Here is a 25,081-nt window from a genome sequence, read left to right on the forward strand (position 1 = left end):
TGCTCAGCGTGTCCTGCGAGGATTTGGTAACGCCCCGGAAAGATTTCCTGCGAGCAGGCGCAACACGGCATTCCTATACAGATCGTGCCCCTGCTCTTCCTGGAGGTACTCATGGCGGATCTGGTTCTCCGCAACGCCCGGATCTCCGATGACGCCGATCCGGTCGATATCGCCGTCGCGGCCGGATGCATCACCGAAATCGCTGCGGCACTACCGGTTTCGGGTATCGACGAAATCGAATGCGATGGCCGCGTGGTCATCCCGGGCCTCGTCGAGGCCCATGTGCACGTGGACAAGGCGATGCTCGATCGCGAACGCCCGAACCCCGACGGCACCCTGGGCGGTGCGATCGCGGTAACCGGCGAACTCAAGCGCGGTTTCACCGCCGAATCGGTCCGGGCCCGCGCCCGGCAGGTGCTGGATCTGGCAATCCTCAACGGCACCACCATGATTCGAGCCCACCCGGACGTCGATCCGATCGTCGGACTGCTCGGCGTGCAGGTCCTGCTCGAGCTGCGCGAGGAATACCGCGACCGGCTCGACCTGCAGATCGTCGCGTTCCCGCAGGAGGGCATTCTGAAAGCCCCGGGCACCCTGGAGCTGCTGCGCGAGGCATTGCGTCTGGGCGCGGACGTCATCGGCGGCTGTTCCTACAACGAGGCCGATCTGGCCGGCTGTCACCGGCACATCGATCTGGTCTTCGAGCTGGCCACCGAATTCGGCGTCCCGGTCGACATCCACGCCGATTTCGCGGACGACGCGACCGATCCGCGCTTCGCCCTGGCCGACCGGATCGCCGAGGTCACCGCCGCAACCGGGATGAGCGGGCGGGTCACCCTCGGGCATGTGACCTCCCTGGCGGGACGGCCCGTCGCCGAACGCCGGGCCACGATGCGACGGCTGGCCGCCGCTGGCGTGGCCGTGGTGCCGCTGCCCGCGACGGATATGCACCTGGGCGGCCGCGCCGATCCGGTGGCCGTGCGACGCGGCGTCGCGCCGGTCCGTGAGCTGTGGGAGGCCGGGGTGCAGGCCGCGGTGTCCTCCAACAATGTGCGAAATGCGTTCACCCCCTACGGGAATGCCGATCTGCTCGATATCGGCCTGTTCCTCGCGCAGACCGGTCATCTCTCGGGTGAGCGGGATCTCGCGCGGGTGCTGACCATGCTCACCGACGCTCCGGCGCGGATCGTCGGGATCGCCGACCGCTACGGGCTTCGTCCGGGAGCCGCGGCCGATCTGGTGGTGCTGTCCACCCACCGGGTCGCCGACGTGCTGCTGGACCGGCCGGACCGCTGCTACGTCCTCAAGCGCGGCCGAGTGGTGGCCCGCACCACTCGAACACGAGAACTGCTGCACATCGACACTTCCCAGCCTCCTGCCGAAATCGGAGTCCTGTCCCATGCGTGAACTCGTTCCCCACGAAGTAGTCGCCTCCGTTCTCGCCGGGCTGACCGCCTTCATCGGCGGCACCGCGTTGAATCTGCCGCCCTGGGCCATCTTCATCGGCTGGGCCGGTACCTTCCTGGCCGGTGGCCCGTCCCTGGCGGTCGCCCGCAAACTCTGGGCCGCGATGCCCGCCGGGTCGACCTTCGCCATGGTGATCGTGCTGATCGACCAGCACATCGGTACCGCCTTCGGACAGTCCCGGCTGGCGCAGGACGCCGTGCTGGCCCTGATCATCCTGGTGGTCAACACCGCCCTGATGTACACCGGCCGGATCGGCTACTTCTCGCTGATCCCGGGCATGTTCTTCGGCTTCGCCTCGTACTTCGCCACCTATTTCGGCGGATTCGGCTTCCACGCGGGCAACGTGTTCGCCGCATGGGTATCGGTGGTCGTGATGAACGCCCTCGGCCCGGTCTTCGCGTATCTCTCACGCAGACTTGCCTTCCCGCGTCCGGCGGCCGCACCGGCACCTGCCGCGGTACCCGAGGCAGCCTGAGTAATGAGAATTCCGATCACTGTAAATTGTTGTGCAACAACAAGATACAAACACTTTCCGAGGCTGTCGGCGATGCGATATAGCCTGCTGTCGACCGCGGCGGTATGTGGTCGGCACGGTGATCGCCCCGACCCGAGTGACACATCGTGAACCGGCTCGAGTTGCTCGTGACCGTGTCACCGATCGGATGGTGCCGATCGTCGATCAGCGGAGTTCGGCCGCCGTCGTGAGGGGACTGCGGCCGAACTCCGCTCGACGGTCGGTCGCGGTCGGTCGCCATCGTCGCAGGCATCGCGAACCATGAGCTGCCGGTTCCGGTGGACGCGGCGACCGGATTCGTTCTCGACTCCACCGGACCGGACGAACTACCCGCCACCGCTCCGGCCGCCCGGGGGGGTACAGAGCTGCTATCGCCGGTTGCTCACCCCCAGCGCGACGATCAGTAGCGCCGCACCGCACCACCCGGAAACCGAAAGATGTTCGCCTAGGACGAATACCGACAGCAGGGCGGCGGTGAGTGGTTCCAGGAGCGCTGCGATCGCCGCGAAAATCGGTGCGGCTGTGCGCAGTCCGCGGAAGTACGCGGTGTAGGCGACGGCGGTGGGCACGCTGCCCAGATAGGCGGCCGTGGCCAGGGTCGCCGGCCGCAGGGGCAGGGTCATGCCGCCGGTCAGGGCGATCGGTGTGAGCAGCAGACCGCCGGTGAGCATCCCGAAGGCGGTGGTGCGCAGGGGGTCGAGGCCCTCGATCTGCCGGGTGGTGAGCAGGGTGAGGGTTGCGAATCCCGCGGCGGCCAGCAGGGCGAAGCAGATGCCCGCGACGAGCCGCCATCCGGTCCGCACGCCGTCCGGCGACCAGGTGAGCAGAATCAGTCCGGTGACCGCCGCGGCGATCGCGGTGAGCGTCGCGGTATCGGGTCGGCGCCGGGTGCGCAGCATGGCGCCGAGCGCGACGAAGACGGGCAGCGTCCCGATCGTCGCCATCGTCGCAATGCTCACCGAAATATATTGCACTGCAAGGAAATAGCTGCCCTGGAAAAATCCCAGCAGGCCGCCGGTGAGCAGTATCCGGCCGATCGCGGCCCGGGTGCGCGGCAGGCCGCGCAACCCGCCGGAGACGGCCAGCAGCGCGATCGCGAGACCGCCGCCGATGAGCAGCCGGTACGCAGCGACGGCCAGCGGTGACAGATGTGCCTCGCGGGCCAGGATCGAACCGGACAAACCTCCTGTGCCCCAGAGGATTCCGGCCGTGATGAGAGTCAGTGCGGATCGGTCGCGCGCGGGCGCGACGACGTCGACGGACATGGGTGTTGGTACTCCTGCGTCGAAGAGGAAGGAAAGGACGACGACGCGAGGCAGTTACCCACGATGTTCGCACCGGGAGACGGGTACCCGAACGCTGGCCGAGCGGCTGACGCCACCCTGCCCGTGAAACCACCTCGCTCAGGAGGCGGGCGGCGGAGTGACAGTGAAGATTCGGTGCATGCGGGACATCGTAGCGGGCTCGCCTCGTTCGGCGCCCGGCAGTTCGTCCGGAAATTCGGCTGTGTCCAATTGGACACGCCGCGCCCATCGAACGGTTCCGGGCTTACACCCGTGTAAGACTGGCCATCGCACAGTTTTACTCCTTACTACGGGAGGACCGTCCATGACGAATTCTGTTGCATCACTGGATCTGCCCCGTCCCCTGGTGATCACACTCGGGAATCTCAAAGGCGGGGTGGGGAAGACCACCTCCGCGTTCTTTCTCGCTTCCTATTTCGCCCAGATGCACGAGTTGCGCGTACTCGTGATCGATGCCGATCCGCTCAGCCAGACCGGATATTCCTGGCATCGCAGGCTGGTTCGGGCGGAGGTGGACATCCCGTTCACGCTGATCGCATTTCCATCCAGACACGTCGGCGATTGCATCGCCGACAATGCCGCCGATTACGACGTCGTGATCGTGGACGCCGGAGGTGAATCGGCGGATATCTTCAAGGCGGCTATTCCCTCGACCGATGAGCTCGTCCTGCTGACGAGCGTGAGTCCCTCGGAGGTGAAACGAGTGCCGAGCACCTATCGGGCCGCCGAGGAGGCGGCCGCGGGCGCGGACCGCGAAATCCGGGTCCGGGTCCTGATGACAAAAGTTCCGGTGACGATGAAGAACGGTGTCAACATATCCACCGAATACCGCACGCAGCGGGCGTATCTGGAGGACGCCGATTACGAGGTGTTCGCTTCGTGCGTCAGCGCCTGGAAATGGTACCGCGAAGCCGCCGATGGGGAAGTCGGCGAAGGCGCGGAGAACCCGCTGCAGGATCTCGGAGAATATCGGCAGGTGGGCGATGAACTCGTCGAGCCCTACCGGGCCACGTTGGAGGTGTCGGCCTGATGCCTCCGCAACGCAGAAAATCCATGATCGGCGGTGCGCACGCGTCCGCGGTCAATCCGCTGGCCGATTCGGCCGAACACACCCCGGCGGTGTCGCCGCTGCGCGATGCCGAGTGGGACCGTCCGGAGCAGGGCGGGCGTGCGCTGGCGGCGGTGCAATCCGGTGAACCGCGACCGGCTCCGGCAGTGGACGTCCTCACCGTTCCGCTGCCCGAAGCCGGTGAGGGGCCGCTCAGTGACGGTGAACAGACGCAGCTCGCGGCGTGTGAATCCTCCATCGGCACGTTGCGCCTGGCGTTCTGGGCTGCCGGGCGGGCCCTGCAGATCGTGCGCGACGGTCGTTTGTACCGAAATTCCTACACGAGTTTCGACGACTACGTCGAACAGCGCTGGGATATGCAGCGCTCCTATGCGCACAAGCTGATTCGGGCCTGGCCGCTGGCCGCGAAATTATATCCGGTGGCATCGGGCATAAACGAGGGCCAGATCCGGGAATTGCTGCCGGTGGCCGCCGAACACGGGGAGGATGCCGCGGTTACCGTCTATGCCACTCTCGCGGCGGGTGATGTGAAGATCACCGCCGGTAAATTGCGCGAGGCGGTGGCGGTGCTGCCCGGTGAATTCGATCACGACCGGGTGGTGCAGCACCTGCAGGCGTGGCTGCGTGGTGAGGTGTCCGAGAATCCGGACGAGCAGCCCGTGAATCTGTTCAGTACGGTCGAAACCAGGCTGGCCGCACTGACCCGCCGCGTCGTCAAGGGGTCCGGCGGCGATCCGGCCGCGGCCCGCGAATTCGCCGCGAAATTGCGCGGACTGGCCGAACAGATCGAGCAGCAGATCAGCGCTTGAGCCGCTCCCGCAATGCCCCGCAGTGCCGAACAATGCACTGCGGGGCATTCTCTTGATATCCGAAGTTTTTCGATTATTTATCGTCTCGTTATGGCAATTCGGTGTGGTTGGCATTGAAATTCCGCATTTGCCGGCGAATGATTGCGCCTCGGATCCGCTCGACCGTACGTATCCCGTGATGTTTTTCGAATCTATTTCGAGGAGCTCGACGGAGTCACCCGCGTCAAAGGGACGCGGCGTCGCACGGCCCCGATCGACCCTCGGTGACAGGATCGGAGGATCGCATCATGAGTGCAGGAAACGACGAGGTCCGATATACCCGGCTGCTGCGCCGGGTGCTCTGGTTCGCCCTGGGAGTCGGTATCGCCACCATCGGCATGATCGGGGCGACGATGCTGACCACCGGTCAGGCGTCGGCTCGGACCATAAGTGTTCCCGGCATCGGTGTGGTCGATGTGCCGTATCAGATCTCGGCCCCGGCCTCCACACCCGCCCTCGCGATCGTGCGTCCCGCCGTCGCGACCGTAGAGATTCCCCGAAGCGCGCAACCCGCCGTTGGGACTGTAGAGATTCCCCGAAGCGCGTGCCCTGCCGCTGCAGCCGTGCAGATTCCCCGGAGCGTGGACCCTGCCGTTGGGGCCGTAGAGATTCCCCGGAGCGTGCACCCGGCCGTTGGGGCCGTAGAGATTCCCCGAAGCGCATACCTCGCCGTTGGGGCCGTAGAGATTCCTCGAAGCGCACACCCCGCCGTTGCGGCTGTGCAGATTCCCGCAATAGTGCATTCCGCTGTCGCGCCCGCGCCGGGAACCCCGGCCGACATGCCCGAGCCCACGCTGATCCCCGAAATCGTGCGCTCCGCGATCGCGTCGGCGCTGTTCCCGCAAACCGTGCACGCCGGTCCCGCGCCTGCCCTGCATCCTGAGACCGCGGGCTCCGCACCCGGATTCAGCACGGGGCACGCTGTCATCCCGATCGGCCCTGCGCCCGCACCCGGCCACGCGTTCACATTCGGACCCGGGGCGGCCACGGCTCCCGCTCCGGAATCCGGCGCCGCGCGACCGGGTGGGTCGATTCTGCGGTCCGTCCTCGACATCCCGTCCGTGCGGCAACTGCTGTCCACACCGCCGTTCCGCGCACTGTCTCTCCCCGGGGTCGTACCGCAGCCGTCGCCGCAGGCTTCGCTCACACCGCGCGAGACCACCGGAGAGCGTGCCCTCCATGCCGCCCGCTCGAAACTGGGAGCCTCCTACCGATACGGGTCGGCAGGTCCCGATGCCTTCGACTGCTCCGGGTTGGTGCAGTGGTCGTACCGCCAGGCCGGTGTCGCGGTGCCGCGCACCAGCTACGACCAGCTCGACTCCGGAACCCCCGTCTCGCTGAACCAATTGCAGCCCGGCGATCTGGTGTCCTTCTACGGTGGCGAGCATTCGGGGATCTACGAGGGCAACGGACGGGTCATCCACGCCTCGACCGAGCGCACCGGGGTGATCGAATCCGCCCTCTCACAGATGCCCGTCGCCGGGGCACGTCGATTCCGATGAATCGGCGATCAGGCGGCCCCGAGTTCGCCGCGCGCCGCGACGACCATCGCGTTGATCGCCGGCGGCAGGGTCTGCTCCGGGTCGGGCGCGAAGCGGGGGGAGTGGTTGGAGGCGGTCCCGGCGGGCAGCGCCATCTCCCGATGCAGGCCGATCCAATCCTCGGCGGTGTAGCGATCCGCGGAGAATCCGCCGATGTACCAGAACACCGATGCGCAGTTCGCCGCGGTGGCGAAGGCGCCGAAATCCTCACTGCCGGTGATTGGTCCGGGCAATGGGAAGGCGGGAAATCCGTTGGCGGCGAATGTAGTCAGCAGGCGGTCGGTATCGGCGACGCTGTTGACCGTCATCGGGAAGCTGTCGAACACTTCGATCACCGGATCCTTGTGCGCCCCAGCCGATTCCGCCTCGGCGAAAGTCATCCGGCGCACGCCCTGCAACATCGTCTCGCGCGAGCCGGAGGTGAATGTCCGCAGACTCAACAGCATTTCGGCATTCTCGGCGATCACGTTCGGGCGATCGCCGACGTGCAGTGCGGCGGGCGTGAGCACCGGCGCGGACGGCAGCGAGGAATGCTGGGCGGCCAGGCCCTGCAGCCGCTGCACCAGGGCGGCGGCCATGGTCAGCGGATTCACCGCGGCATGCGGCATGGAGGCGTGCCCGCCCGAACCGGTCAGCTCGATCCGGATCGAATCCGACGCGGCCATCAGCGCCCCGCCGCGGGACAGGATCAGTCCGGCGGGAATCGGGCCGACGTGCTGACCCAGCACGATGCGCGGATGCGGGAAACGATCCAGCAGACCGTCGTCGAGCATGGCGCGCGCGCCGAAACCGGTCTCCTCCGCGGGCTGGAAGATCGCCACGATCGTGCCCGGCGGATCGGACCACGCGGCCAGGCGCGCGCACGCGGCCAGCAACGCCGTGACGTGCACATCGTGCCCGCACGCGTGCATCACCCCCGGCTTGCGGGAGGCGTAGTCGAGTCCGGTCTCCTCCTGCACCGGCAGCGCGTCCATATCCGCGCGCAACCAGATCACCGGCCCCGGGCCGCCATCGAGCACACCGACCACACCCGTACCGCCGACGCCCTCGGTGACCTCCCAGCCCGGCATGGCCCGCAACTCGTCCGCGACCAGACGGGCCGTGGCGACCTCCGCGCCGGAGAGTTCGGGATTCGCGTGCAGGTGCCGGTAGACCTCCAGCCAGTGCTCGTCGACCGCGGGCATCGCCGTGACGGCGGCCAGACCGGCGCGCACCGCGCTCTCGATATCGGCGGGGGAGGTCATCGGGCAGCTCCTTCTCCAGGGGAGATCAGGCAGGTTCGCGTCCCGCGCACCCGAACTCACTCATCTCCGGACCGGATCCGCGCGGCGGGGCACCGTGCGCATCATCGAGCATATGAGCAGCGGTGACCCTCGCGGCACCGAGGCGAGGTGAACGCTCGGCGATCAGACCGGCGCGCCCTCACCGATGCGCTCGCGCTCGACCGCCTCGTCCTCGCTCTGGCGCGGAATGCCGACGGCGCGCGGATCGGCTGCGGCCGGATTGCCCTCGTACAGCGAGATCTTGCGGTCCAGCACCGCGACGGTCTGTTGCAGCTCCTCGATCTGGGCCAGGACGTCGGCGCGGGTGCGCTGGAACATCGCCAGGCGCTCCGGGTACGTCGACTCGCCGGCGCGCACGAGTTCCGCGTAGCGGATCATGTCCGCCACGGACATGCCGGTGCAGCGCAACTTGCTGATCAGCGCGAGCCAGTCCACGTCCCGCTCGCTGAACCGGCGTTTCCCGGCGTGATCGCGGCCCACCGAATCCAGCAGCCCGATCCGCTCGTACCAGCGCAGGGTGTCGCGAGTCAGGCCGGACAGTTCGGACACCTCGCCGATCGAATAGTGCGCGCGCTCGTAATCGGGGTCGTCCTTGTCGGTGATCCGATCCCATGCGACCGTGCCCATAAACGTCGTCCTTCTCTGTCTTCGGCCTTCGCTCCGCTCCGGCGAGTTCGCGGCCCCCTGAGCCCGTCGCCGGGCCCGGTGTCGGGCACTCGTGCTGGATCCTCGGCCTGCGCTCCGTGTGGCTGTTCGACTGCTTCCGCTCGACTCCAGCTGTATGGCAGTCGCCCGCCGGTTGTGCGCCGAACTCCCGATCCATTCTGCCGGAATTCACCGCGACGTGGCCGGGGCAGCCGGTCAGGAGCGCTTCGGGATCTCCTGCACCGCCCACTTGTTCCCGTCGGGGTCCGCGAAATAGGTGAACAGGCCCCAGCCTTCGTCCTTCACGGGCGTGGCCGCCACGCCCGCGGCCGTCAGCTCCTGATACGCCTGCTCGGCGCTGGCGACGACGACCTGCATGCCGACCACGCTGCCGGGTGCGGCATCGGTGATGCCCCTGCCGATGGCGATCGAACATCCGGAACCGGGCGGAGTGAGCTGGACGAAGCGGATGTCCTCGGTGGGACTCTCGTCGTAGTCGGCATTGAAGCCGATACCGGTGTAGAACTCCTTGGCGCGATCGACGTCGGTGACGGGGATGGCGACTAACTCGATTCTCCAGTCCATGCGCACAGGATCGCACCGGGCACCGACAGGTTTCGTTCGTCGCGCGGCGGGCCGAATCCGCACCCCTTCCATCAGGACCGCGTGAAAAGGACCGGACGAGCGGGAAGAGTCGGCCTACGCTGGATTCATGGCCAAAGAGATCGATCGGATCCGCGCCAAATCGGCGCTCGAGACGATCAGAGAGAGTCCGCTCATCGCCGCGATCGCACTGTTGCCGGTGCTCGTGGTCCTGGGCGTCGTGTGGTGGCTGACCAACTGGTTCGTGGCCCTGGTGCTGCTGATCGTGTTCGGTGTGGTCGTCGTGGTCCGCGGGAGGATCATCAGCTAGCCGCGTCCCCGCGGGAGCTACCGCGGGACGTGGAAGCGCACCAGATCACCCGTGCCGGCGTCCAACTCGGCCCAGGTCCGGTCGAATTCCAGGATCGCCAGCGCGGAGGTCGGGAATTTGCGGCTGAGTTCCGCGGCCGGTTCGGAATCGCGGTTGGCGGCCAGTTCCCAAGCCGTCCAAGGCATTCCGGGGGCGTGCCCGACCACCAGCAGGGTCCGCACATCCGGTTCGGTGAGCTGGATCAGCTCGATCAGCGTGCGCGGTGACGCCTCGTAGATCGCGGATTCGAACTGCACGGGGGCGGTGACGGCGGTCGCGGCGAGCGTCTCGCGGGTGCGCACCGCGGTGGAACAGCACACCGCGTCGATCGCCGGTTGCGTCTCGCGCAGCCAGTCACCGGCGAGCGCCGCCTCGCGCCGTCCGCGCGGCGCGAGCGGCCGATCGTGATCGACGACACGTTCGGGGTATTCGGATTTTCCGTGCCGCATCAGAATCAGGGTCCGCACCATAGCCGATACGGTAGGCCGACCGGGCCGAACCGGGGCTCGGGCATGCCGTGCGAGGCGGTATTCGGGTTACCGAAACCCTGTTTCGGCGCATCCTGATGAGAGAGACGTCTCACTCTCGAGGCACACTGAAGGTGGCGTCACAACCATTGCTCGCGGGCATCGGGTGTGATGCCCGTCCCGCTCCGAGCCCGGCGCGGGTACGGCCCCATGATTGTTTTCGAGGATCTGCGAGATATGGCCTATGTGATCACGCAGCGCTGTTGCGACGATGCCAGCTGCGTACCCGAGTGCCCGGTCGATTGCATTCGTCCGACTCCGGAGCAACCCGAGTTCGCGACGACCGAGCAGCTGTACATCGACCCCGACACCTGTATCGACTGCGGTGCCTGTGTTGATGCCTGCCCGGTGGAGGCCATCTTCTCCGAGGACGATCTGAGCGCGTCCCTGGCGCGATTCGCCGACATCAACGCCGCGTACTTCCAGCGTCATCCGCTGGAATCGAATTTCGATCCGCTGGTGACTCCGGCGCGTCCGCCGAAGGATCTCGGTACGCTGCGGGTCGCGATCGTCGGGGCCGGGCCCGCGGCCTGCTACGCCGCCGAGGAACTGCTGCGCCGCGCGGACGTCGAGGTGGAGATGTTCGACCGCCTGCCCACCCCGTGGGGGCTGGTGCGCGCCGGCGTCGCCCCCGACCATCCGGGCACCAAGGGCGTGTCGAGCATGTTCGAGAGCGCCTTCCGTCGCGAAACGCTGCAGTACCACCTGAACGTCGAGGTGGGTAAACACATCTCGCACGAGGAACTGGTGAATCACCACCACGCGGTGATCTACGCGGTCGGCGCGTCCACCGACCGCCACCTGGACGTTCCCGGCGAGGATCTGCCCGGTAGCCACTCCGCCACCGAGTTCGTCGCCTGGTACAACGGCCACCCGGACTACGCCGAGCGCACCTTCGACCTGTCGGGTGAGCGCGCGGTCATCGTCGGCAACGGGAACGTCGCGCTGGACGTGGCCCGCGTGCTGACCCTGGACGCGGACGAGCTGGCCAAGACCGATATCGCCGACCACGCCCTGGACGCCTTGCGGCAGAGCAACATCCGCGAGGTCGTGGTGCTGGGCCGGCGCGGTCCGCTGCAGGCCGCGTACACCTCCTCGGAGTTCCTGGCCCTGGGCCACCTGAAGGGGATCGACGTCGTCATCGATCCGGCGGATCTCGAATTGGATCCGGAAAGCCAAGCGCTGCTGGATGATCCGGACATCGAGCCCTCGCAGAAGCTGAAATACGAACTGGCGCAGGAGTATGCGGCCAAGACGCCGAATCCGGACAACAAGCGCATCGTCTTCCGCTACCTGACCTCACCCACCGCGGTGACCGGTGAGGGGCACGTCGAGGCGGTGCAGATCGTGCACAACGAGCTGGTCGCCGAGAACGGGCGCGTGGTGGCGCGGGCGTCGGATCGCACCGAGGTCCTGACGGCCTCGATGGTGCTGCGTTCGATCGGCTACCGCGGCCAGCCGGTGGGTGAGCTGCCCTTCGACGAGCGCAGCGGCACCATCCCGAATGAGCACGGCCGGGTCGTCGCGGACGGCTCGCATCTGCCGGGCATCTACGTTTCGGGCTGGATCAAGCGCGGCCCGCGCGGTGTCATCGGCTCCAACCGGGTCGACGCCACCGAGACCGTGGAGCAGCTGCTCGCCGACTTCACCGCGGGCAAACTCCAAGCGCCGCAAGCTGATCGGGCCGCGCTGAAGGCCCTGCTGGCCGAGCGTCAGCCGGATCTGGTGGACCGTGAGGGCTGGAAGGCGATCGACACCGCCGAACGCACCGCGGGCAAATCCGGCGGCCGCCCCCGCGTCAAGCTCACCACCCGCGAGGACCTGCTCAAGGCCGCCCGGGGGTAGAACCCGTTCGGGGACAACAGAATCGAGAACGCCGGAGAACTCGCATCGGTTCTCCGGCGTTCCGTTCGTTCCCGGTGCGGATACGCGGTACGTCGCCGGGGGCGATATCGGATTTCGCGGCGGCACTCGTTGCCGTGATGCGGCCGTCGCCACGGTGGGGTTCGATCCGTCGGCCGACGCTGCTCGGAGGCCGTCCTTCACTCCGGCAGCGGGCCGATCCGCACGGTCGTGGTGGTGGTGCCGCCGACCACGAACCACAGGCGTAAGGCGGCCTCCCCGGTGCGGTCGCCGGATTCGAAGCGGCTGCGCACGCTGAGGTGTTGCCGCGCGAGCACCGGTTCGATGTACTCGATGACCGCCCGGTGCGGGCCCGCGACGAGTTTGGGGATGTCGATCAGGTAGTGCTCCACGGCCTGCCAGTACACGCTGGTGTTGATGTGGTTGTAGAGATCGATGTCGGTGGCGCGCAACGGGAACGGCAGATCGGTGTCCGATTCCGCGGGCGCCAGATCGGTCAGCCACTGCCGCCAGCGCAGCCGGGTCTCGGTGGTGGTGCGGGCCAGGTGGGCCAGGCCCTGATCGCTGATCCGGGTCGGCATATTGGTCGACTCGTTGAGGTTGATCCAGAAAGCCTCGGTCTCGATCAGGCCGCCGTTGTCACTGGTGATCCGGACCCGCATATTCGCCCAGCGAGTCGACATCGCCGAACACCACCGCCGCAACTCCACCCGATCCGGCCACAGGATCGGCCGCACCACGTCGATGACGGTGCGTCGCACGATCCACACCGGATCGGTGCGATGGAAGAAGCCGGCCTCCAGTTCCTCCCAGGCGACATCCTGCAGATAACGGGCAACGGTATCGAGCCGCACGCGGTTGTACGGATCCACATCACCGGTGCGGACAGGCCACGACGTGGTGAAGCCGATGCCCTCCTGCGGAAGCGGGGCGAGTGGCTGATCGAGTGACACTGGTGCTCCTCGCGCTGCACGTTGTGCCGCGTTCTCGTGCGGTGCTTCTTGTGAATGACTTTACGGTGCGGGCGGTGCAGCGTTACGCGGAGAGGGCGGTACCAGTGCGTAGCATTCGTCCGTTTCGCCCGGGAACCGCGGGCCAACGGACGGGCGGGGCGGCGGTTCGCTCGGTACTATGCCGACAGGCACGGGAGGGGAGGCCACCGCGATGAAGCAGTTGGGGGCGAATGATCCGCGGAGTGCGGGGCGGCATCGGCTGCTGGCGGTGATCGGGCAGGGAGCCATGGGGCGGGTGTTGCTGGGGCGTGCGCCGGACGGGCGGCTGGTCGCGGTCAAGATGGTGCACCGGCATCTCGCGCGGAGCCCGGAGTTCCGGGAACGTTTCCGAATGGAAGTGCAAGCGTCGCAACGGGTTACCGGCGCGTACACCGCCGCGGTCATGGATGCCGATCCGGATGCTCCCGAGCCGTGGCTGGCCTCGACGTACGTCCCCGGACCGTCGCTGCGCGAGGCCGTCGAACAGTCCGGGCCGTTACCGCTGGGCGGTCTGCGGCTGCTCACCGCGGGTCTGGCCGCCGCGCTGCTGGAGATCCACCGCGCGGGCATGATCCACCGCGATCTCAAGCCCGCCAACGTCCTGCTCGGCGCGGAAGGCCCCCGGGTCATCGACTTCGGCATCGCCCGAGCCCTCGAGACCCGGACCCAGCTGACCTCGACCGGATCCCCGATCGGCTCCCCGGCCTTCATGTCCCCCGAACAGGCCGGGGGAGACGAACTGACCACGGCCAGCGATGTGTTCTCCGTGGGCGGGATGCTGGTCCTGGCCGCGTCGGGGCAGAACCCGTTCACCGGCGCGTCCGCGCCGCAGACGCTGTACAACGTCGTGCACGCGCGCGCCGATACCGGCGCGGTGCCCGCGGCCCTGCGTACCGTCGTGGACGCGTGCCTGGCGAAGAACCCGGCGCACCGGCCGACCGCGGAACAGTTGCTGGGTGCGGTGGAGGCGGTGTCGGCGCGGGCCGCGTGGCCGTCCGAGGTGCAGCGGGCCATCGCCCGGGATGCGGCCGAGGCCCAGCGGTGGGACGAGTCGGACGGGCAGCCGTCCGAACCCGCGGGTGGGCGTCGGTGGTGGGTGATCGCGGCGGCGATCGTGACCGTCGTCGGGGTCGTCGGCGCGGGAGTCTTCGCGCTGACGCACGGCCGGTCCGCCGCACCGGATCCACTGGCGCACCGGACCCTGGCGATATCCGACGATCAGTTGCGCACGGTCGACACCTGCCGACTGCTGGGCGCCGATGTGATCGGTTCCCTGGGACAGCCCGCGCAGCCGGTGCTGACGAACTCCTCGGTGTGTTCGGCGAAGGTGACGCTGTCCGGCGGTCGGCAGCCGACGATGACGGTCGGCGTGGGCGTCGCGGCGCCCGATGTCGTGCGGACCGCGGACTCACTGGCGGACCAGCCCGTTCTGGACACCAGGGCGGGCAACCGCGCCTGCGGTCGCGCCGTCCGGGCGGGCGCGCAGTCGAAGGTGGCGATCGAGTTCACGGTCGCCGATGCCGACGGTGACTCGTGCGCGCCGGCGATGGCCGGGTTGAAGTCCGCACTCACGCGTCTGGTGACGAATTCGCCCACCGCATCGCTGTCGAGACAGTCCGTGGTGCGGGTGGATCCGTGCGCGTCGGTGGATTCCTCGGTGATCGGCGCGGCCGTCGGTTCGGGCGTCTCCGCGTCGGCGATCGATGTGCACACCTGCCAGTGGCAGGGCACGGGCCTCGGCATGAAATTGCAGACGACCGAAACCGCACGGCTGGACAACAATCCGAAGTATCAGCAGGTCGGCATCGGCGGCGAGATCCAGCTCGCACCGCATCAGGCCGCCCGCCTGGTCGACGCCGACGGCACCTGCTCGACCTATCTGATGGTGCAACCGACCACCGGCGATCGAGGGGAGACGATCGCGGCGATCGCCCACCCCGTCACGCCCGCATCCTCCGGAAAAGCCTGTGGTGCAACCGAATCGGTGATCGGTTCGGTTCTCGAGCGATTGGGTTACACCTGATGGTCACACGATTGGAAGCCGGTGACCCGGCACGGATCGGGCGATACCGGTTGCTGGGGCAGCTCGGCGCCGGAGGGATGGGACGGGTGCTGCTCGGCGTCGGCCCCGACGGACGCCTGGTAGCCATCAAACAGGTCCATGCGCACCTGGTGGGCGAGCAGGACTTCCTGCCCCGATTCCGGCGTGAGGCACAGACTTCGGCGCGGGTGTCCGGCGCCTACACCGCGGCGGTGGTGGACTTCGACGTCGAATCCGAATCTCCCTGGCTCGCTTCGGTTTTCGTCCCCGGCATGCCATTGGATCGGGCGGTCCAGCAGTACGGCACCCTCGGCCCCGGGCAGATCCGCACGCTCGCGGTCGGCCTGGCCTCGGCCTTGCGGTCCATTCACGGCGTCGGGCTCATACATCGAGATCTCAAGCCGGGCAACGTCATTCTCGCGCAGGACGGTCCCCGGGTGATCGACTTCGGCATAGCTCGCGTCGCCGACGAGCTTTCCGATCTGACCCATACCGGATCCATCATCGGCTCACCCGCGTTCATGTCCCCCGAACAGGCCCAGTCCGAACCGCTCACACCGGCCGGCGATGTGTTCTCGCTGGGCTCTGTCCTGGTGATGGCGGCCACCGGCGCGAGCCCGTTCGCGGGCAACTCGATGCCGCATGTGCTGTACAAGATCGTCAACACCGATCCGGACCTGTCCGTACTCTCGCCGGAGGTCCGCGAATTGGTCGGGCCCTGCCTGAACCGGGATCCGGCCGCGCGCCCCACTCCCGCGCAGATCCTGGACTTCCTGGGATCGCTTCCGCCGCAACAGCAACCGTGGCCGCTGGGCGTGCATCGAGCGATCTACGATCAGTCCCGGGAACTCTCGGCGCTGGTCTCCGATCCCGAGGCGACTCAGATCACCGGCATCGACACCTCGACCGTCCCCGAGCCGCCCGGAGCCGACTTCGACCGGCGAGTCGGCCAATTTCTCCTCGCGGCCCAGGTGGCCGAGACGCGTCGTCGCCGGCGTCTGCTCACGGGAGCTCTGGTGGGCGTCGTCATCCTGGTGGGCGCGGTGGTCGGCGGCGTATTCGCGTTCGGCGGCAGCGATGGTCGGGCATCGGCCGGGCCCAATCCCCTGGCCGGACTCAACCTCACCGCACTGCGATCGATGGATATGTGCGCGGTCATGCGAGATCCGCTGATCCCCTCGCTGGGGCGGTGGACGCGGTCGCCGGTCTCGGAGCGGTGGGGTAGATGCAGCGCACAGGCCGGGGGATACGAGTTCGATCTGGATATCCAACGCACCACCGCCTACCGGAACGGCGGTCGCACGGTGAATGGTGTTCCGGTTCTCGAGACCGACCGGCCGGTGGACGGAGGGTGCGGCCGGGCGCTGATTCCGGCGACGATGGATCCGCAGTTCGGGATCACGCTCACCGTGAAGAACGGTCCCTCCGTGGATCAGCGGTGCACGGTGGCCGATGATGCTCTGGGCCGGTTGGCGCCCGATGTCGAGCGCGGGCCGCGGCTGGCGGATATTCGAAATTCGCTGGCACACCACGACCCCTGTGCGCTCGTCGATCCGGACGACACCCATCTATCGATCGGAGACAAAGTCCGCGGAACCCCGGATCTGCTGCATTCCTGCGACTGGATCGGCACGAACACGCTGACGGTCACCTTCGAACGTACGAAGGCGTTCGCCTCGCCCGCCCATCCGATTCACATCGATTTCGGTGGTGGCAACGTGATCGATGTCGACGCCGCGGAAATGAACAGCAACGGATGTGTCCGGCGTGGCGTCTATCGAACGGTCACCGGCGACGACGTCGAAGCGGTGACCGTCCGGGTCACGACCCCGACGGTCGGTACCGGTACCGTGCCGGCGGGCAAATGCCTGAGTGCGCAGACGATCCTGAACCATGTTCTCGGCGACCTTCCCGAGGTGATGGGATGAGCTCGTATTCGGGTCGACTGGTCCGAGGACTGGGCGCGTTGGTCATGGTGGCGCTGGTGGCCGGGTGTTCCTCGGTGCTCCACCCGAATGCGGTTGCGGGCGAAGTGGATGTGCGCACCCTCGACACCGATTCGTATTCCTCGACGAAACCTCCCGCCCTGCTGAATCACCTGGCTGCTTTCGGCTACGCGTATCTGGAGGCCGCCAGACTGGCGGACGCCGTGCTGAGTCCCTACGAGGTGGAGCCGAGATATTTCTGGGGCGCCGCCGCCGGTGCACAGGTCGCGCCGGAGTCGGTCACCGAATATCTCGCCGATCCCGTGGTGAAGGTGCTGTACGACAACGGATTCATCGTGGGGTTCTCGACCGGTGCGGCGGATTCGGTGACACCGCTGACCAAGGCTGTGTACGGAACCCACGACCATGAGGGCATCCGGGTAACGGTACTTCGCTTCCCCGACGCCGCGTCGGCCCGTTCCGCGGCGCAGCAGGCGGATGCCGTGGATATGGCGCTGAACTCGCAGAACACCCGGGTCGAACTGCCGAAATACGCCGACGCCTTCGCGCATTGGCGCCCTACCGTGCCCACATTGGGCAGCACCCTGGCCCACGGCGCATTCGTCGTGAACATCCTCGCCGACGCCCGGACGACGGACCTGACCCGGCTCACCGAGATGACCCAGAAGTATCTCGCCGCGGAACTGCCCGTACTCGACAAGTTCGTTCCGACGCCGGACGAGAAAATCGCTGCGCTGCAACAGGATCCGGACCACATCCTGGTGCGAACCCTGCACGACGGCGAGGTGGTGGGCGGGCCCGCCGACGGCAGCGAGATCGTGTACACCCTGCGCGCCTATCTGAATTACGTGCAGGACCAGGGCACGAGATATCCGGTGATGCGCCGGGCGGGGATCGACCGGGTCGCGGTCGCGCCGTCGGCCTATGTGTTCCGGACCCGCGATGCCGCCGCGGCGGAGCAGTTCGTGGTCGAGTCGGCTCATTTGGGCGATGCCGCGTCCCGGCGGGATGTCGATCCGCCCGAGAGGGTGCCGAACGCGATGTGCGTCGAGAACTACACCGCGCCGGCGGCGGCCCGGTTCCGCTGCTTCGTCGCATATCGGCGCTATGCGGCACTGGTCCTGGGACAGCAGCTCTGGCGCACCCAGGAGCGAGCGGCGTCGCAGTATGCGCTGCTGGCCAATGCCCAAGTCGCGCTACCGAATTGAGCTTTCAGTAGCCGACGTACGAACCACCGTGACGAACGGCGACGACACCGGGGACATCGCTCAGCGAACCGTATCTGTGGATCGCGTACCTGCTGGCCGCCACGATGTTGTCGACCGGATTCAGGATGTCCGTATGTCCCGGCACCGCATAGGAATTGAACGTGCTGTCGATGGTCTGCATGAGCCCCTTCGACGGATGCCCGGCCGCGGCGTTGCTGTCCCAGTCGTTGACGATCGACGGGTTGCCGCCCGATTCGTGCTCGATGATCGTCGCGATGGCGTTGTCGTCGATCTGATCGGCCGGAACGCCCTCCTGGATGAGGATCTCTCGTGCCTGTTTGATCCACTCGGCGACATTGCCCGACGGCTTCGAGAGGTTGGCGTCGCTACCGCCGCGGTCGCTGAATGCGGCGTTGCTGTAGTGGCTGGTGCCGTTGTGCGACGAGGTCCCGTTGCCGCTGTGGGAGCTGTGACTCGTCGTCTGATAGTGCGGCGTCGAGGTATTCGAGGTGACCGCGGCCGGGCTGGTGGCCGTCGGGGCGGCGGGAGCGGGCGCGGTGGTGCCCAGCTTCGGGTCGCCGAGTCCGCCGTAGGCCGCGTCGACCTTCCCCTTGGCGGTGTTCACGGCGGTGATGAGGTCGGTGGCGGCCGACTCCGCCTGCGCTAGCGCGCCCGTGATCTTGGACTGATGATTGGCGGCGAGCAGATCCTGGAAGCATTTCTGCCACGTCTTCTCGCCGTCGTTCAGGCCCTGCAGTTTGTCGATGTAGTCCTTCCGCTTCGTCGCGGTGACCACGCCGTTGTCGGCGACTTCGAACGGATCCGGGGGCGTGGCCTCCTTGCCGGTCGGGTGCAGTGCCGGTTCGCGGGCGTCCAGGACGGCTTTTCGGGTATTCGTCAGATTCTCGACGTGCGTGCTCAATGCCTTCTGCAGTTCCAGCAGAGCTCCGCTCACCGCCGATGCCCGGGTCTTCTCGGTACCCATGCGGGTGCGGGCGGCCTTGGCGGCGTTGCCGTCCCACGTCAGATTGTTGATCGTGTGGTCGGCATCGCCGAGGGCCTTGTCGAGGCTCGTGCTGGTGGTCCCGACGGCCGTGCCCGCGGTGGTGATCGCGGCGGGGTTCCAGGCCTCGACGTTCGAGATCGTGAGTGTCATGCGTGCATCCCGACCTTGTCCAGATCGGCGGCGAACTGGTCATCGGTCATCGTGATGACCTTGCCCGCGTGATCGACCGAGTCCGCGAGTGTGGTCACCCGGTCCGAAATGCGTTGCAGGGCATTGTCGACCGATGTCTTGGCCGACTGGCAGGTGCTCTGCCAGTCGGTGCCGGGCAGAGCTGTCAGGGCGTCGCCGAGGCCGGGATTCAGCTTGCCGATCGCGGCAGCCTCGTCCGTGAGCGCCTTGGCGAAGCCGGCCAGCGCTCCGGCGTCGATGTTCATCGATGGTTCCGGTGCCAAGATGATCCCCCTTACTCACTGTTCAGCGCGCATAAGCGTAGCAAAATCAGCACCCGCGGACAGCCCGCGGCGAAGACCGGTTAACTTGTTGGGACAGGTGCCGGACGACAGGAGTCGATACATGCGTGCAGCCCAGGTGAGCAAGCTCGAGGGGCCCGAAGCCATCGAGGTCGTCGATATTCCGGAGCCCCAGGCGTTTCCCGGCGGGGTGGTGATCGATGTCCACGCGGCGGGTGTGGCCTTTCCGGACGTGCTGATGACGCGGGGGTTGTACCAGCTCAAGCCCGAGATGCCGTATGTGGTGGGCGGTGAGGTCGCGGGTGTGGTGCGGTCCGCGCCCGAGGACGCGCACGTGCGGGCGGGGGATCGGGTGGTGGCGCTGACCATGCTCGGCAACGCCCTGGCGGAGGTCGCGGTGGTGTCCCCGCGGACGGTGTTCGCGCTGCCGGACAACATCAGCCTCGAGGCCGGCGCCGGCCTGGTGTTCAACGATCTGACCGTGCACTTCTGCCTGCGCAACCGCGGCCGCCTGGCCGAGGGGGAGTCGGTGCTGGTGCACGGTGCGGCCGGTGGCGTCGGCACCTCGACGTTGCGGATGGCCGCGGCGCTGGGCGCGGGCCGGGTGATCGCGGTGGTCAGTACGCCGGAGAAGGCCGAGGTGGCGCGGGCCAGCGGGGCCACCGACGTGGTCCTCGCCGACGGCTGGCTGGCCGCGGTGAAGGAGTTGACCGGCGGTCGCGGGGTCGACATCGTGCTGGACCCTGTGGGCGGTGACCGCTTCACCGACAGCGTCCGCTCGCTGGCCGCCGGCGGCCGCCTGCTGGTGGTCGGTTTCACCGCGGGCGAGATCCCGACGGTGAAGGTGAACCGGCTGCTGCTCAAGAACGTCGAGGTGGTCGGCGCGGCGTGGGGTGAGTGGGTCGGCTCGCACCCGAACTACCTGCAGGAACAGTGGGCCGAGGTCGGACCGCTGCTGGCCGCGGGGAAGATCGCCCCGCCCGAGCCGGTGTTGTACCCGCTGGACCGGGCCGCGGATGCGGTTGCGTCCCTGGACAACCGGACCGCCACGGGCAAGGTCGTCGTCACCATCCGCTGAGCGGCCGACCGTCACAAAGCGTCCGGTCCGGACATCGCCTCACGATGTCCGTCGCCGGATCCTGTCGGTGCCGATGTTTATGGTGAGCGGACCATGAAGCTCTCCGATCGAGTCCTGAACCGGACCCTGCTGGCGCGGCAGCATCTGCTGGCCCGCTCGGCGCTGTCGGTGGCGGATATGTGTGCGCACCTGGTGGGGTTGCAGGCGCAGGATGTTCCGCCGCCGTTCATCGGATTATGGAGTCGCACGGTCGATTTCGATCCGGAGGCGGTGTCGGCGGGGTTGCGGGATCGGTCGTTGGCGCGAATCACGGTGATGCGCGCGACGATTCATCTCGTCACCGCCGCCGATGCGTTGCGGATCGCGCCGCACATCCAGCCGGAGCTGGAGAAGATCCCGTTTCGCAAGGGATTCCAGTCCGGCGCGATGGTCGGCCTGGATCCGCAGGAGGTGCGTCGGCGCGGCGAGACGGCCCTCGGTGACCAGCCGATCCCCGGAGCCGAACTGCGCGCGCTGGCCGCGCGGGAATTCCCGGACCGCAATCCGTCCGCGGTACTGCAGACCTGGCTTTATCAGCTCCCCGTATTGCAGACCCCGCCGCGCGGGCTCTGGCGCAACAACGCCCGCCCGGTGTGGTCCCGTATCGAGCCCTGGCTCGGTGCGCCACTGGACGATCGATACCCGTTGCCGGAGCTGATCATTCGATATCTGTCCGCCTTCGGCCCGGCGACAACGGCGGATATCCAGACTTGGTCGAAACTGACCGGGATCGCCGAAACCATTGCGGCACTGGGTGCTCGGGTCCGCAGCTACACCGACGAGCATGGCCGCACGCTGTACGATCCCGCCGACGCCGAACTCGCCGATCCGGATCTGCCCGCCCCGGTCCGGTATCTCGGCTGGTATGACAACGTCTTTCTGTCACACCGGGATCGGGTCCGCATAGTCCCGGAAGGCGTCACCGCACCGCCCGCGCGGTATCGCGGGACGCAGGTCTCCCCGATCCTGGTCGACGGCCGAGTCGCCGCGATCTACAAGGTCTTCGCCGCATGCGGACGCGCCCGGCTGCGAATCGTGCCCGCCCGCACCTGGTCCGCCGCCGAGCGATCCGCGGTCGAAGCGGAAGGCGCTGCGCTGCTCCGCTTTCTGGAGCCGGAGCTGCGTCCGAGCATCGAAATCCTCGCCCCGGAAGCCGATCTGAAGATCTGATCGGCCGTGCCCGGCAGCACCGCCGGCGCGGGCGACCGCTCAGCTGTGCCGATACGCGGGCGCTTTACTGGTGCCGGCCGGGGTCAGGGTGCGCAGCAACGGCAGGGTCCGGCTAGGCACGACCGTGGACAGCACGATCACGCTGTGCGACCGCACCACCGCCGCACTGCGGTCGATACTCAGCAGCACCGATTGCAGCCCGGCATGCGAATCGGCCCCGATACGGCACAGCACATCCTGCGAGCCGGTGGTCGCGTACGCCTCGAGCACCCCGGCGATCGCCTCGAGATCGGCGGCGACGGCGTCGAGCGCACCCTGGGCGATCTCCAGGGTGACGAAGGCCAGTACGTCGAAACCCGCCGCGGCGACATCGATGTGGGGATCGTAGGAGGCGATGACGCCCGCCTCCTCCATCCGCGCGATCCGGGACTGGACCGTGGCGCGCGCGACGCGGGTGCGGCGCGACAACTCCAGGATTCCGGCCTTCTGGTATTCATGCATCGCGGTCAGGATCGCCAGGTCCAGCTCGTCCAGCCTGGTCTCGCTGCGGCTCATCGGTAGTCTCCACTTCGATCCGTTGTTCTAGGCAAATTGTCCAGCATGAACGGGGTTTCGGTGGCGTAATTCGCCATCATGTCTATCGAATTTTCATGATATTGCCTAGAGTCGGCGACGGGCGATTACCTAGGAATATGACAACCGAAATCGTCCCGATGATCACCCGCGAGGAATCGCCGGACACCCAGCTGATCGGCCTGGTCGAACACGACTCCGCACACGATCCGTTCCCGGTGACCGGCTGGGACGCACTGGTGTGGGTGGTCGGCAACGCCACCCAGTTCGCCCACTATCTGCAGTCCGCGTTCGGGATGCGGCTCGAGGCGTACTGCGGTCCCGAGACCGGCGTGCGCGATCACAAGGGCTTCGTGCTGCGCAGCGGCAGTGCGCGTTTCGTGGTGACCGGTGCGGTGGATCCGGACAGTCCGCTGGTCGCGCACCACGACCGGCACGGCGACGGGATCATCGATATCGCGCTCGAGGTGCCCGATGTGGACCGATGCGTCGAGTGGGCGCGATCGCAGGGCGCGAATGTCCTGGTCGAGCCGCACGACGACACCGACGATTTCGGCACGGTCCGTTCGGCGACGCTCGCCGCGTACGGCGAGACCCGGCACACTCTGGTCGACCGCTCCCGCTACGCGGGCCCGTACCTGCCCGGATACATCGCCCGCGAATCCGCGTTCGTGCCCCGCCCGGACGCCCCGCGCCGGTTGTTCCAGGCGGTGGATCACGTGGTCGGCAATGTCGAACTCGGCCAGATGGATCAGTGGGTCGACTACTACCGCCGCGTCATGGGCTTCGCGAACATGGCGGAATTCGTCGGCGACGACATCGCCACGAACTATTCGGCGCTGATGAGCAAGGTCGTCGCCAACGGCAACCACCGGGTCAAATTCCCGCTGAACGAACCGGCGTTGGGCCGCAAGCGATCCCAGATCGATGAATACCTCGAGTTCTACCGCGGCCCCGGCGTCCAGCACATCGCGCTGGCCACCTCCGACATCCTGCGCACGGTCGACATCCTGCGTCGCGAGGGCGTGGAATTCCTCGACACCCCCGACGCCTACTACTCCGATCCCGAACTGCGCGCCCGCATCGGGCACGTCCGGGTTCCCGTCGAGGAATTGCGATCGCGCGGCATCCTGGTCGACCGCGACGAGGACGGCTATCTTCTGCAGATCTTCTGCCGCCCCCTCACCGATCGCCCCACCGTCTTCTTCGAACTCATCGAACGTCACGGGTCGCTCGGCTTCGGTAAAGGCAACTTCAAAGCGCTGTTCGAGGCCATCGAACGCGAACAGGACGCCCGCGGAAACCTCTGACCCGGCAGCCGGACAGGATCAACTACTACACTTCGGCGCATGCGGAGGATGACGTCGGCGCTCGTCACGGGGGCGGCCATCATGGCGCTGTTGACGGCGTGTGGATCGGGGGGCGACTCCAACAGCAGCACCTCGTCGATGCGGCCGCCGATGAAGGTGGCCGCACTCGGGCCCTTCGTCGGTGAGTGCGGCAGCGTCACCGACGACGAGGTGCGCGATATCGGCGGGCTCGGCCAGATCTCGGCGGAGTACAAGAATTCGGTCGGCTGCAACTGGCAGGCGACCGGATTGGACGGCGCCAGCGTCACATTCGCCTCCTACCGGGGCAGTCCGCTGGGCCGGGAGAAGGCGTGGGTGACCGCGCAGGGCCGCAACCCCGAGACCATCGATGTGGGCGGGCACACGGGCTTCCAGGACGCCACCCCGGACGGCAGTATCTGCGATCTGGCGGTGCAGCTCGGTGACGACTTCTTCGAATGGTCCACCTCCAGCGGCCTTTTCGGCACGGCCAACGCCACCCCGTGTGACAAGAATCGCAAGCTCGCCGAGCTGACCGTGCAGCGATTGAAATGAGGAGCTCCATGAAGGCTCGGTCCGTTGTCGTCGCCGCGCTCGCGGTGGTCGTCGGTGTGTCGGTCGGTGGATGCGGAAAGACCATTTCCGGCACGGCTCAACCGGCCGGTGGCGGTGGCGGCGTCAGTACGAACTTCGACAAGCTGCTGCGCGAATGCGATGTGGTGAAGAACGACGACATCGTGAAGACGACCGGCGCGCAGCAAGCGACGGGCTCGTTCAACGGCGCGGTGTGCATGTGGAATCTGGGCGGGACGCCCAGCGGCGACGGCATGGTCACGCTGAACTGGTACGAGATGGGCTCGCTGACCAACGAGAAGACGACGAACGACAAACTCGGCTACACCTCGACCAATGTGAACGTGCAGGGCCGACGCTCGCTGCAGATCCGCCGCCCCAACGACGCCGATGCGTGCGGGGTGATGACCCCGGCCGCCGATACCGGGATCGTCGGATGGTGGGTCAACTACCACCCGGGCGGCCACACCGATCCGTGCGCCGCGGCGCAGAAACTGGTCGAGCTGACGGTGAACCTGGCGCGGTGATCGCGACCTGGTTCGACGTGTCCCCGACGGGACCCCTTTTTGCTCCGCGGCGCGCCGACGGGTATCGTGGATCGCTGTGCCCGGAGCGTGCGGGCAAGTTTGTGTGCAGGACGTAAG

General features: G+C 67.3%; 24 protein-coding genes. 15 read left to right on the plus strand and 9 right to left on the minus strand.

Annotated features, from left to right (window positions below; translation table 11 throughout):
* Nucleotides 1–84: 84 nt before the first annotated feature.
* Together NM2_RS24890 and NM2_RS24895 are read left to right on the plus strand one after the other, a co-directional pair.
* Nucleotides 85–1,407 carry an amidohydrolase family protein gene (locus NM2_RS24890; protein WP_245718205.1) on the plus strand — a complete coding sequence of 441 codons (1,323 nt, stop codon included), beginning with the start codon at nt 85–87 and terminating at the stop codon, nt 1,405–1,407.
* Complete coding sequence (locus NM2_RS24895; protein WP_067673377.1) at nt 1,400–1,942, plus strand: DUF1097 domain-containing protein; 543 nt, start codon at nt 1,400–1,402, stop codon at nt 1,940–1,942. The genes NM2_RS24890 and NM2_RS24895 overlap by 8 nt, the downstream gene beginning before the upstream one ends.
* 407 nt (nt 1,943–2,349) lie before the next feature.
* On the opposite strand, the gene NM2_RS24905 is transcribed toward NM2_RS24895, so the two are convergent.
* Nucleotides 2,350–3,246: a DMT family transporter gene (locus NM2_RS24905; RefSeq protein ID WP_067673387.1), complete on the minus strand. Its 897-nt coding sequence runs from the start codon at nt 3,244–3,246 to the stop codon at nt 2,350–2,352.
* 343 nt (nt 3,247–3,589) lie between these two features.
* Here NM2_RS24905 and NM2_RS24910 point away from each other — a divergent pair, with 343 nt between their 5' ends.
* From NM2_RS24910 to NM2_RS53435, 3 genes are all read left to right on the plus strand, one after another.
* On the plus strand, nt 3,590–4,315 hold the full coding sequence (locus NM2_RS24910; RefSeq protein WP_067673389.1) for a ParA family protein: 726 nt from the start codon (nt 3,590–3,592) through the stop codon (nt 4,313–4,315).
* A complete protein-coding gene (locus tag NM2_RS24915) occupies nt 4,315–5,163 on the plus strand; it encodes a hypothetical protein (protein ID WP_157121293.1) in 849 nt (282 codons plus the stop codon). Before NM2_RS24910 ends, NM2_RS24915 begins: the two co-directional genes overlap by 1 nt.
* A gap of 287 nt (nt 5,164–5,450) precedes the next feature.
* On the plus strand, nt 5,451–6,704 hold the full coding sequence (locus NM2_RS53435; RefSeq protein WP_439956915.1) for a C40 family peptidase: 1,254 nt from the start codon (nt 5,451–5,453) through the stop codon (nt 6,702–6,704).
* Nucleotides 6,705–6,712: 8 nt separating this feature from the next.
* On the opposite strand, the gene NM2_RS24925 is transcribed toward NM2_RS53435, so the two are convergent.
* The 3 genes from NM2_RS24925 to NM2_RS24935 all read right to left on the minus strand — a co-directional run bounded on the left by NM2_RS24925 (nt 6,713) and on the right by NM2_RS24935 (nt 9,256).
* Nucleotides 6,713–7,987: an amidohydrolase gene (locus NM2_RS24925; RefSeq protein WP_067673394.1), complete on the minus strand. Its 1,275-nt coding sequence runs from the start codon at nt 7,985–7,987 to the stop codon at nt 6,713–6,715.
* 162 nt (nt 7,988–8,149) lie between these two features.
* Nucleotides 8,150–8,653 carry a MerR family transcriptional regulator gene (locus NM2_RS24930; RefSeq protein WP_084531527.1) on the minus strand — a complete coding sequence of 168 codons (504 nt, stop codon included), beginning with the start codon at nt 8,651–8,653 and terminating at the stop codon, nt 8,150–8,152.
* Between the two features lie 234 nt (nt 8,654–8,887).
* Nucleotides 8,888–9,256 (minus strand): VOC family protein, encoded by a 369-nt coding sequence (locus NM2_RS24935; protein WP_067673397.1) that lies wholly within the window; start codon nt 9,254–9,256, stop codon nt 8,888–8,890.
* A 127-nt stretch (nt 9,257–9,383) separates the two neighbouring features.
* On the opposite strand from NM2_RS24935, the gene NM2_RS24940 reads away from it, so the two are divergent.
* Nucleotides 9,384–9,584, plus strand: a complete 201-nt coding sequence (locus tag NM2_RS24940) for a hypothetical protein (RefSeq protein ID WP_067673399.1) — start codon at nt 9,384–9,386, stop codon at nt 9,582–9,584.
* A gap of 17 nt (nt 9,585–9,601) precedes the next feature.
* On the opposite strand, the gene NM2_RS24945 is transcribed toward NM2_RS24940, so the two are convergent.
* Complete coding sequence (locus tag NM2_RS24945) at nt 9,602–10,093, minus strand: SixA phosphatase family protein (RefSeq protein ID WP_067673401.1); 492 nt, start codon at nt 10,091–10,093, stop codon at nt 9,602–9,604.
* Nucleotides 10,094–10,327: 234 nt separating this feature from the next.
* On the opposite strand from NM2_RS24945, the gene NM2_RS24950 reads away from it, so the two are divergent.
* Entirely contained in the window at nt 10,328–11,995 is a 1,668-nt protein-coding gene (locus NM2_RS24950; RefSeq protein ID WP_067673403.1) for an FAD-dependent oxidoreductase, read from the plus strand.
* 197 nt (nt 11,996–12,192) lie between these two features.
* Here the strand turns inward: NM2_RS24950 and NM2_RS24955 are convergent, their stop codons facing one another.
* On the minus strand, nt 12,193–12,966 hold the full coding sequence (locus NM2_RS24955; protein ID WP_067673405.1) for an acyl-[acyl-carrier-protein] thioesterase: 774 nt from the start codon (nt 12,964–12,966) through the stop codon (nt 12,193–12,195).
* A gap of 178 nt (nt 12,967–13,144) precedes the next feature.
* Here NM2_RS24955 and NM2_RS24960 point away from each other — a divergent pair, with 178 nt between their 5' ends.
* Genes NM2_RS24960 through NM2_RS24970 form a run of 3 tightly spaced genes read left to right on the plus strand, consistent with a single transcriptional unit; the run spans nt 13,145 to nt 18,200 of the window.
* The gene (locus NM2_RS24960) at nt 13,145–15,028 is read left to right on the plus strand and encodes a serine/threonine-protein kinase (RefSeq protein ID WP_084531528.1); all 1,884 of its coding nucleotides are present in this window, start codon (nt 13,145–13,147) and stop codon (nt 15,026–15,028) included.
* Nucleotides 15,028–16,974 carry a serine/threonine-protein kinase gene (locus NM2_RS24965; protein ID WP_067673410.1) on the plus strand — a complete coding sequence of 649 codons (1,947 nt, stop codon included), beginning with the start codon at nt 15,028–15,030 and terminating at the stop codon, nt 16,972–16,974. Before NM2_RS24960 ends, NM2_RS24965 begins: the two co-directional genes overlap by 1 nt.
* Nucleotides 16,971–18,200: a DUF7373 family lipoprotein gene (locus NM2_RS24970; RefSeq protein WP_157121294.1), complete on the plus strand. Its 1,230-nt coding sequence runs from the start codon at nt 16,971–16,973 to the stop codon at nt 18,198–18,200. The genes NM2_RS24965 and NM2_RS24970 overlap by 4 nt, the downstream gene beginning before the upstream one ends.
* Before the next feature lie 4 nt (nt 18,201–18,204).
* Here NM2_RS24970 and NM2_RS24975 read toward each other — a convergent pair whose 3' ends face one another.
* Both NM2_RS24975 and NM2_RS24980 read right to left on the minus strand, forming a co-directional pair.
* Nucleotides 18,205–19,356, minus strand: coding sequence for a lytic transglycosylase domain-containing protein (locus NM2_RS24975; RefSeq protein WP_067673414.1), 1,152 nt, complete (start codon nt 19,354–19,356; stop codon nt 18,205–18,207).
* Complete coding sequence (locus tag NM2_RS24980; RefSeq protein WP_067673415.1) at nt 19,353–19,640, minus strand: hypothetical protein; 288 nt, start codon at nt 19,638–19,640, stop codon at nt 19,353–19,355. The genes NM2_RS24975 and NM2_RS24980 overlap by 4 nt, the downstream gene beginning before the upstream one ends.
* A gap of 139 nt (nt 19,641–19,779) precedes the next feature.
* Between NM2_RS24980 and NM2_RS24985 the strand changes: the two genes are divergently transcribed.
* Together NM2_RS24985 and NM2_RS24990 are read left to right on the plus strand one after the other, a co-directional pair.
* On the plus strand, nt 19,780–20,754 hold the full coding sequence (locus tag NM2_RS24985; protein WP_067673416.1) for an NADPH:quinone oxidoreductase family protein: 975 nt from the start codon (nt 19,780–19,782) through the stop codon (nt 20,752–20,754).
* A gap of 93 nt (nt 20,755–20,847) precedes the next feature.
* Complete coding sequence (locus NM2_RS24990) at nt 20,848–21,963, plus strand: winged helix DNA-binding domain-containing protein (RefSeq protein ID WP_067673418.1); 1,116 nt, start codon at nt 20,848–20,850, stop codon at nt 21,961–21,963.
* A gap of 39 nt (nt 21,964–22,002) precedes the next feature.
* On the opposite strand, the gene NM2_RS24995 is transcribed toward NM2_RS24990, so the two are convergent.
* A complete protein-coding gene (locus tag NM2_RS24995) occupies nt 22,003–22,518 on the minus strand; it encodes an Lrp/AsnC family transcriptional regulator (RefSeq protein WP_067673420.1) in 516 nt (171 codons plus the stop codon).
* Nucleotides 22,519–22,655: 137 nt separating this feature from the next.
* On the opposite strand from NM2_RS24995, the gene hppD reads away from it, so the two are divergent.
* Genes hppD through NM2_RS25010 form a run of 3 tightly spaced genes read left to right on the plus strand, consistent with a single transcriptional unit; the run spans nt 22,656 to nt 24,964 of the window.
* Nucleotides 22,656–23,846 (plus strand): 4-hydroxyphenylpyruvate dioxygenase, encoded by a 1,191-nt coding sequence (hppD, locus tag NM2_RS25000; RefSeq protein WP_067673422.1) that lies wholly within the window; start codon nt 22,656–22,658, stop codon nt 23,844–23,846.
* A gap of 39 nt (nt 23,847–23,885) precedes the next feature.
* Nucleotides 23,886–24,419 carry a DUF3558 domain-containing protein gene (locus tag NM2_RS25005; RefSeq protein WP_067673424.1) on the plus strand — a complete coding sequence of 178 codons (534 nt, stop codon included), beginning with the start codon at nt 23,886–23,888 and terminating at the stop codon, nt 24,417–24,419.
* A gap of 8 nt (nt 24,420–24,427) precedes the next feature.
* Nucleotides 24,428–24,964, plus strand: a complete 537-nt coding sequence (locus NM2_RS25010; protein ID WP_067673426.1) for a DUF3558 domain-containing protein — start codon at nt 24,428–24,430, stop codon at nt 24,962–24,964.
* Nucleotides 24,965–25,081 lie beyond the last annotated feature (117 nt).

Source organism: Nocardia miyunensis NBRC 108239, assembly GCF_001613065.1.
In the GTDB taxonomy this organism is placed as follows: Bacteria; Actinomycetota; Actinomycetes; order Mycobacteriales; family Mycobacteriaceae; genus Nocardia; species Nocardia miyunensis.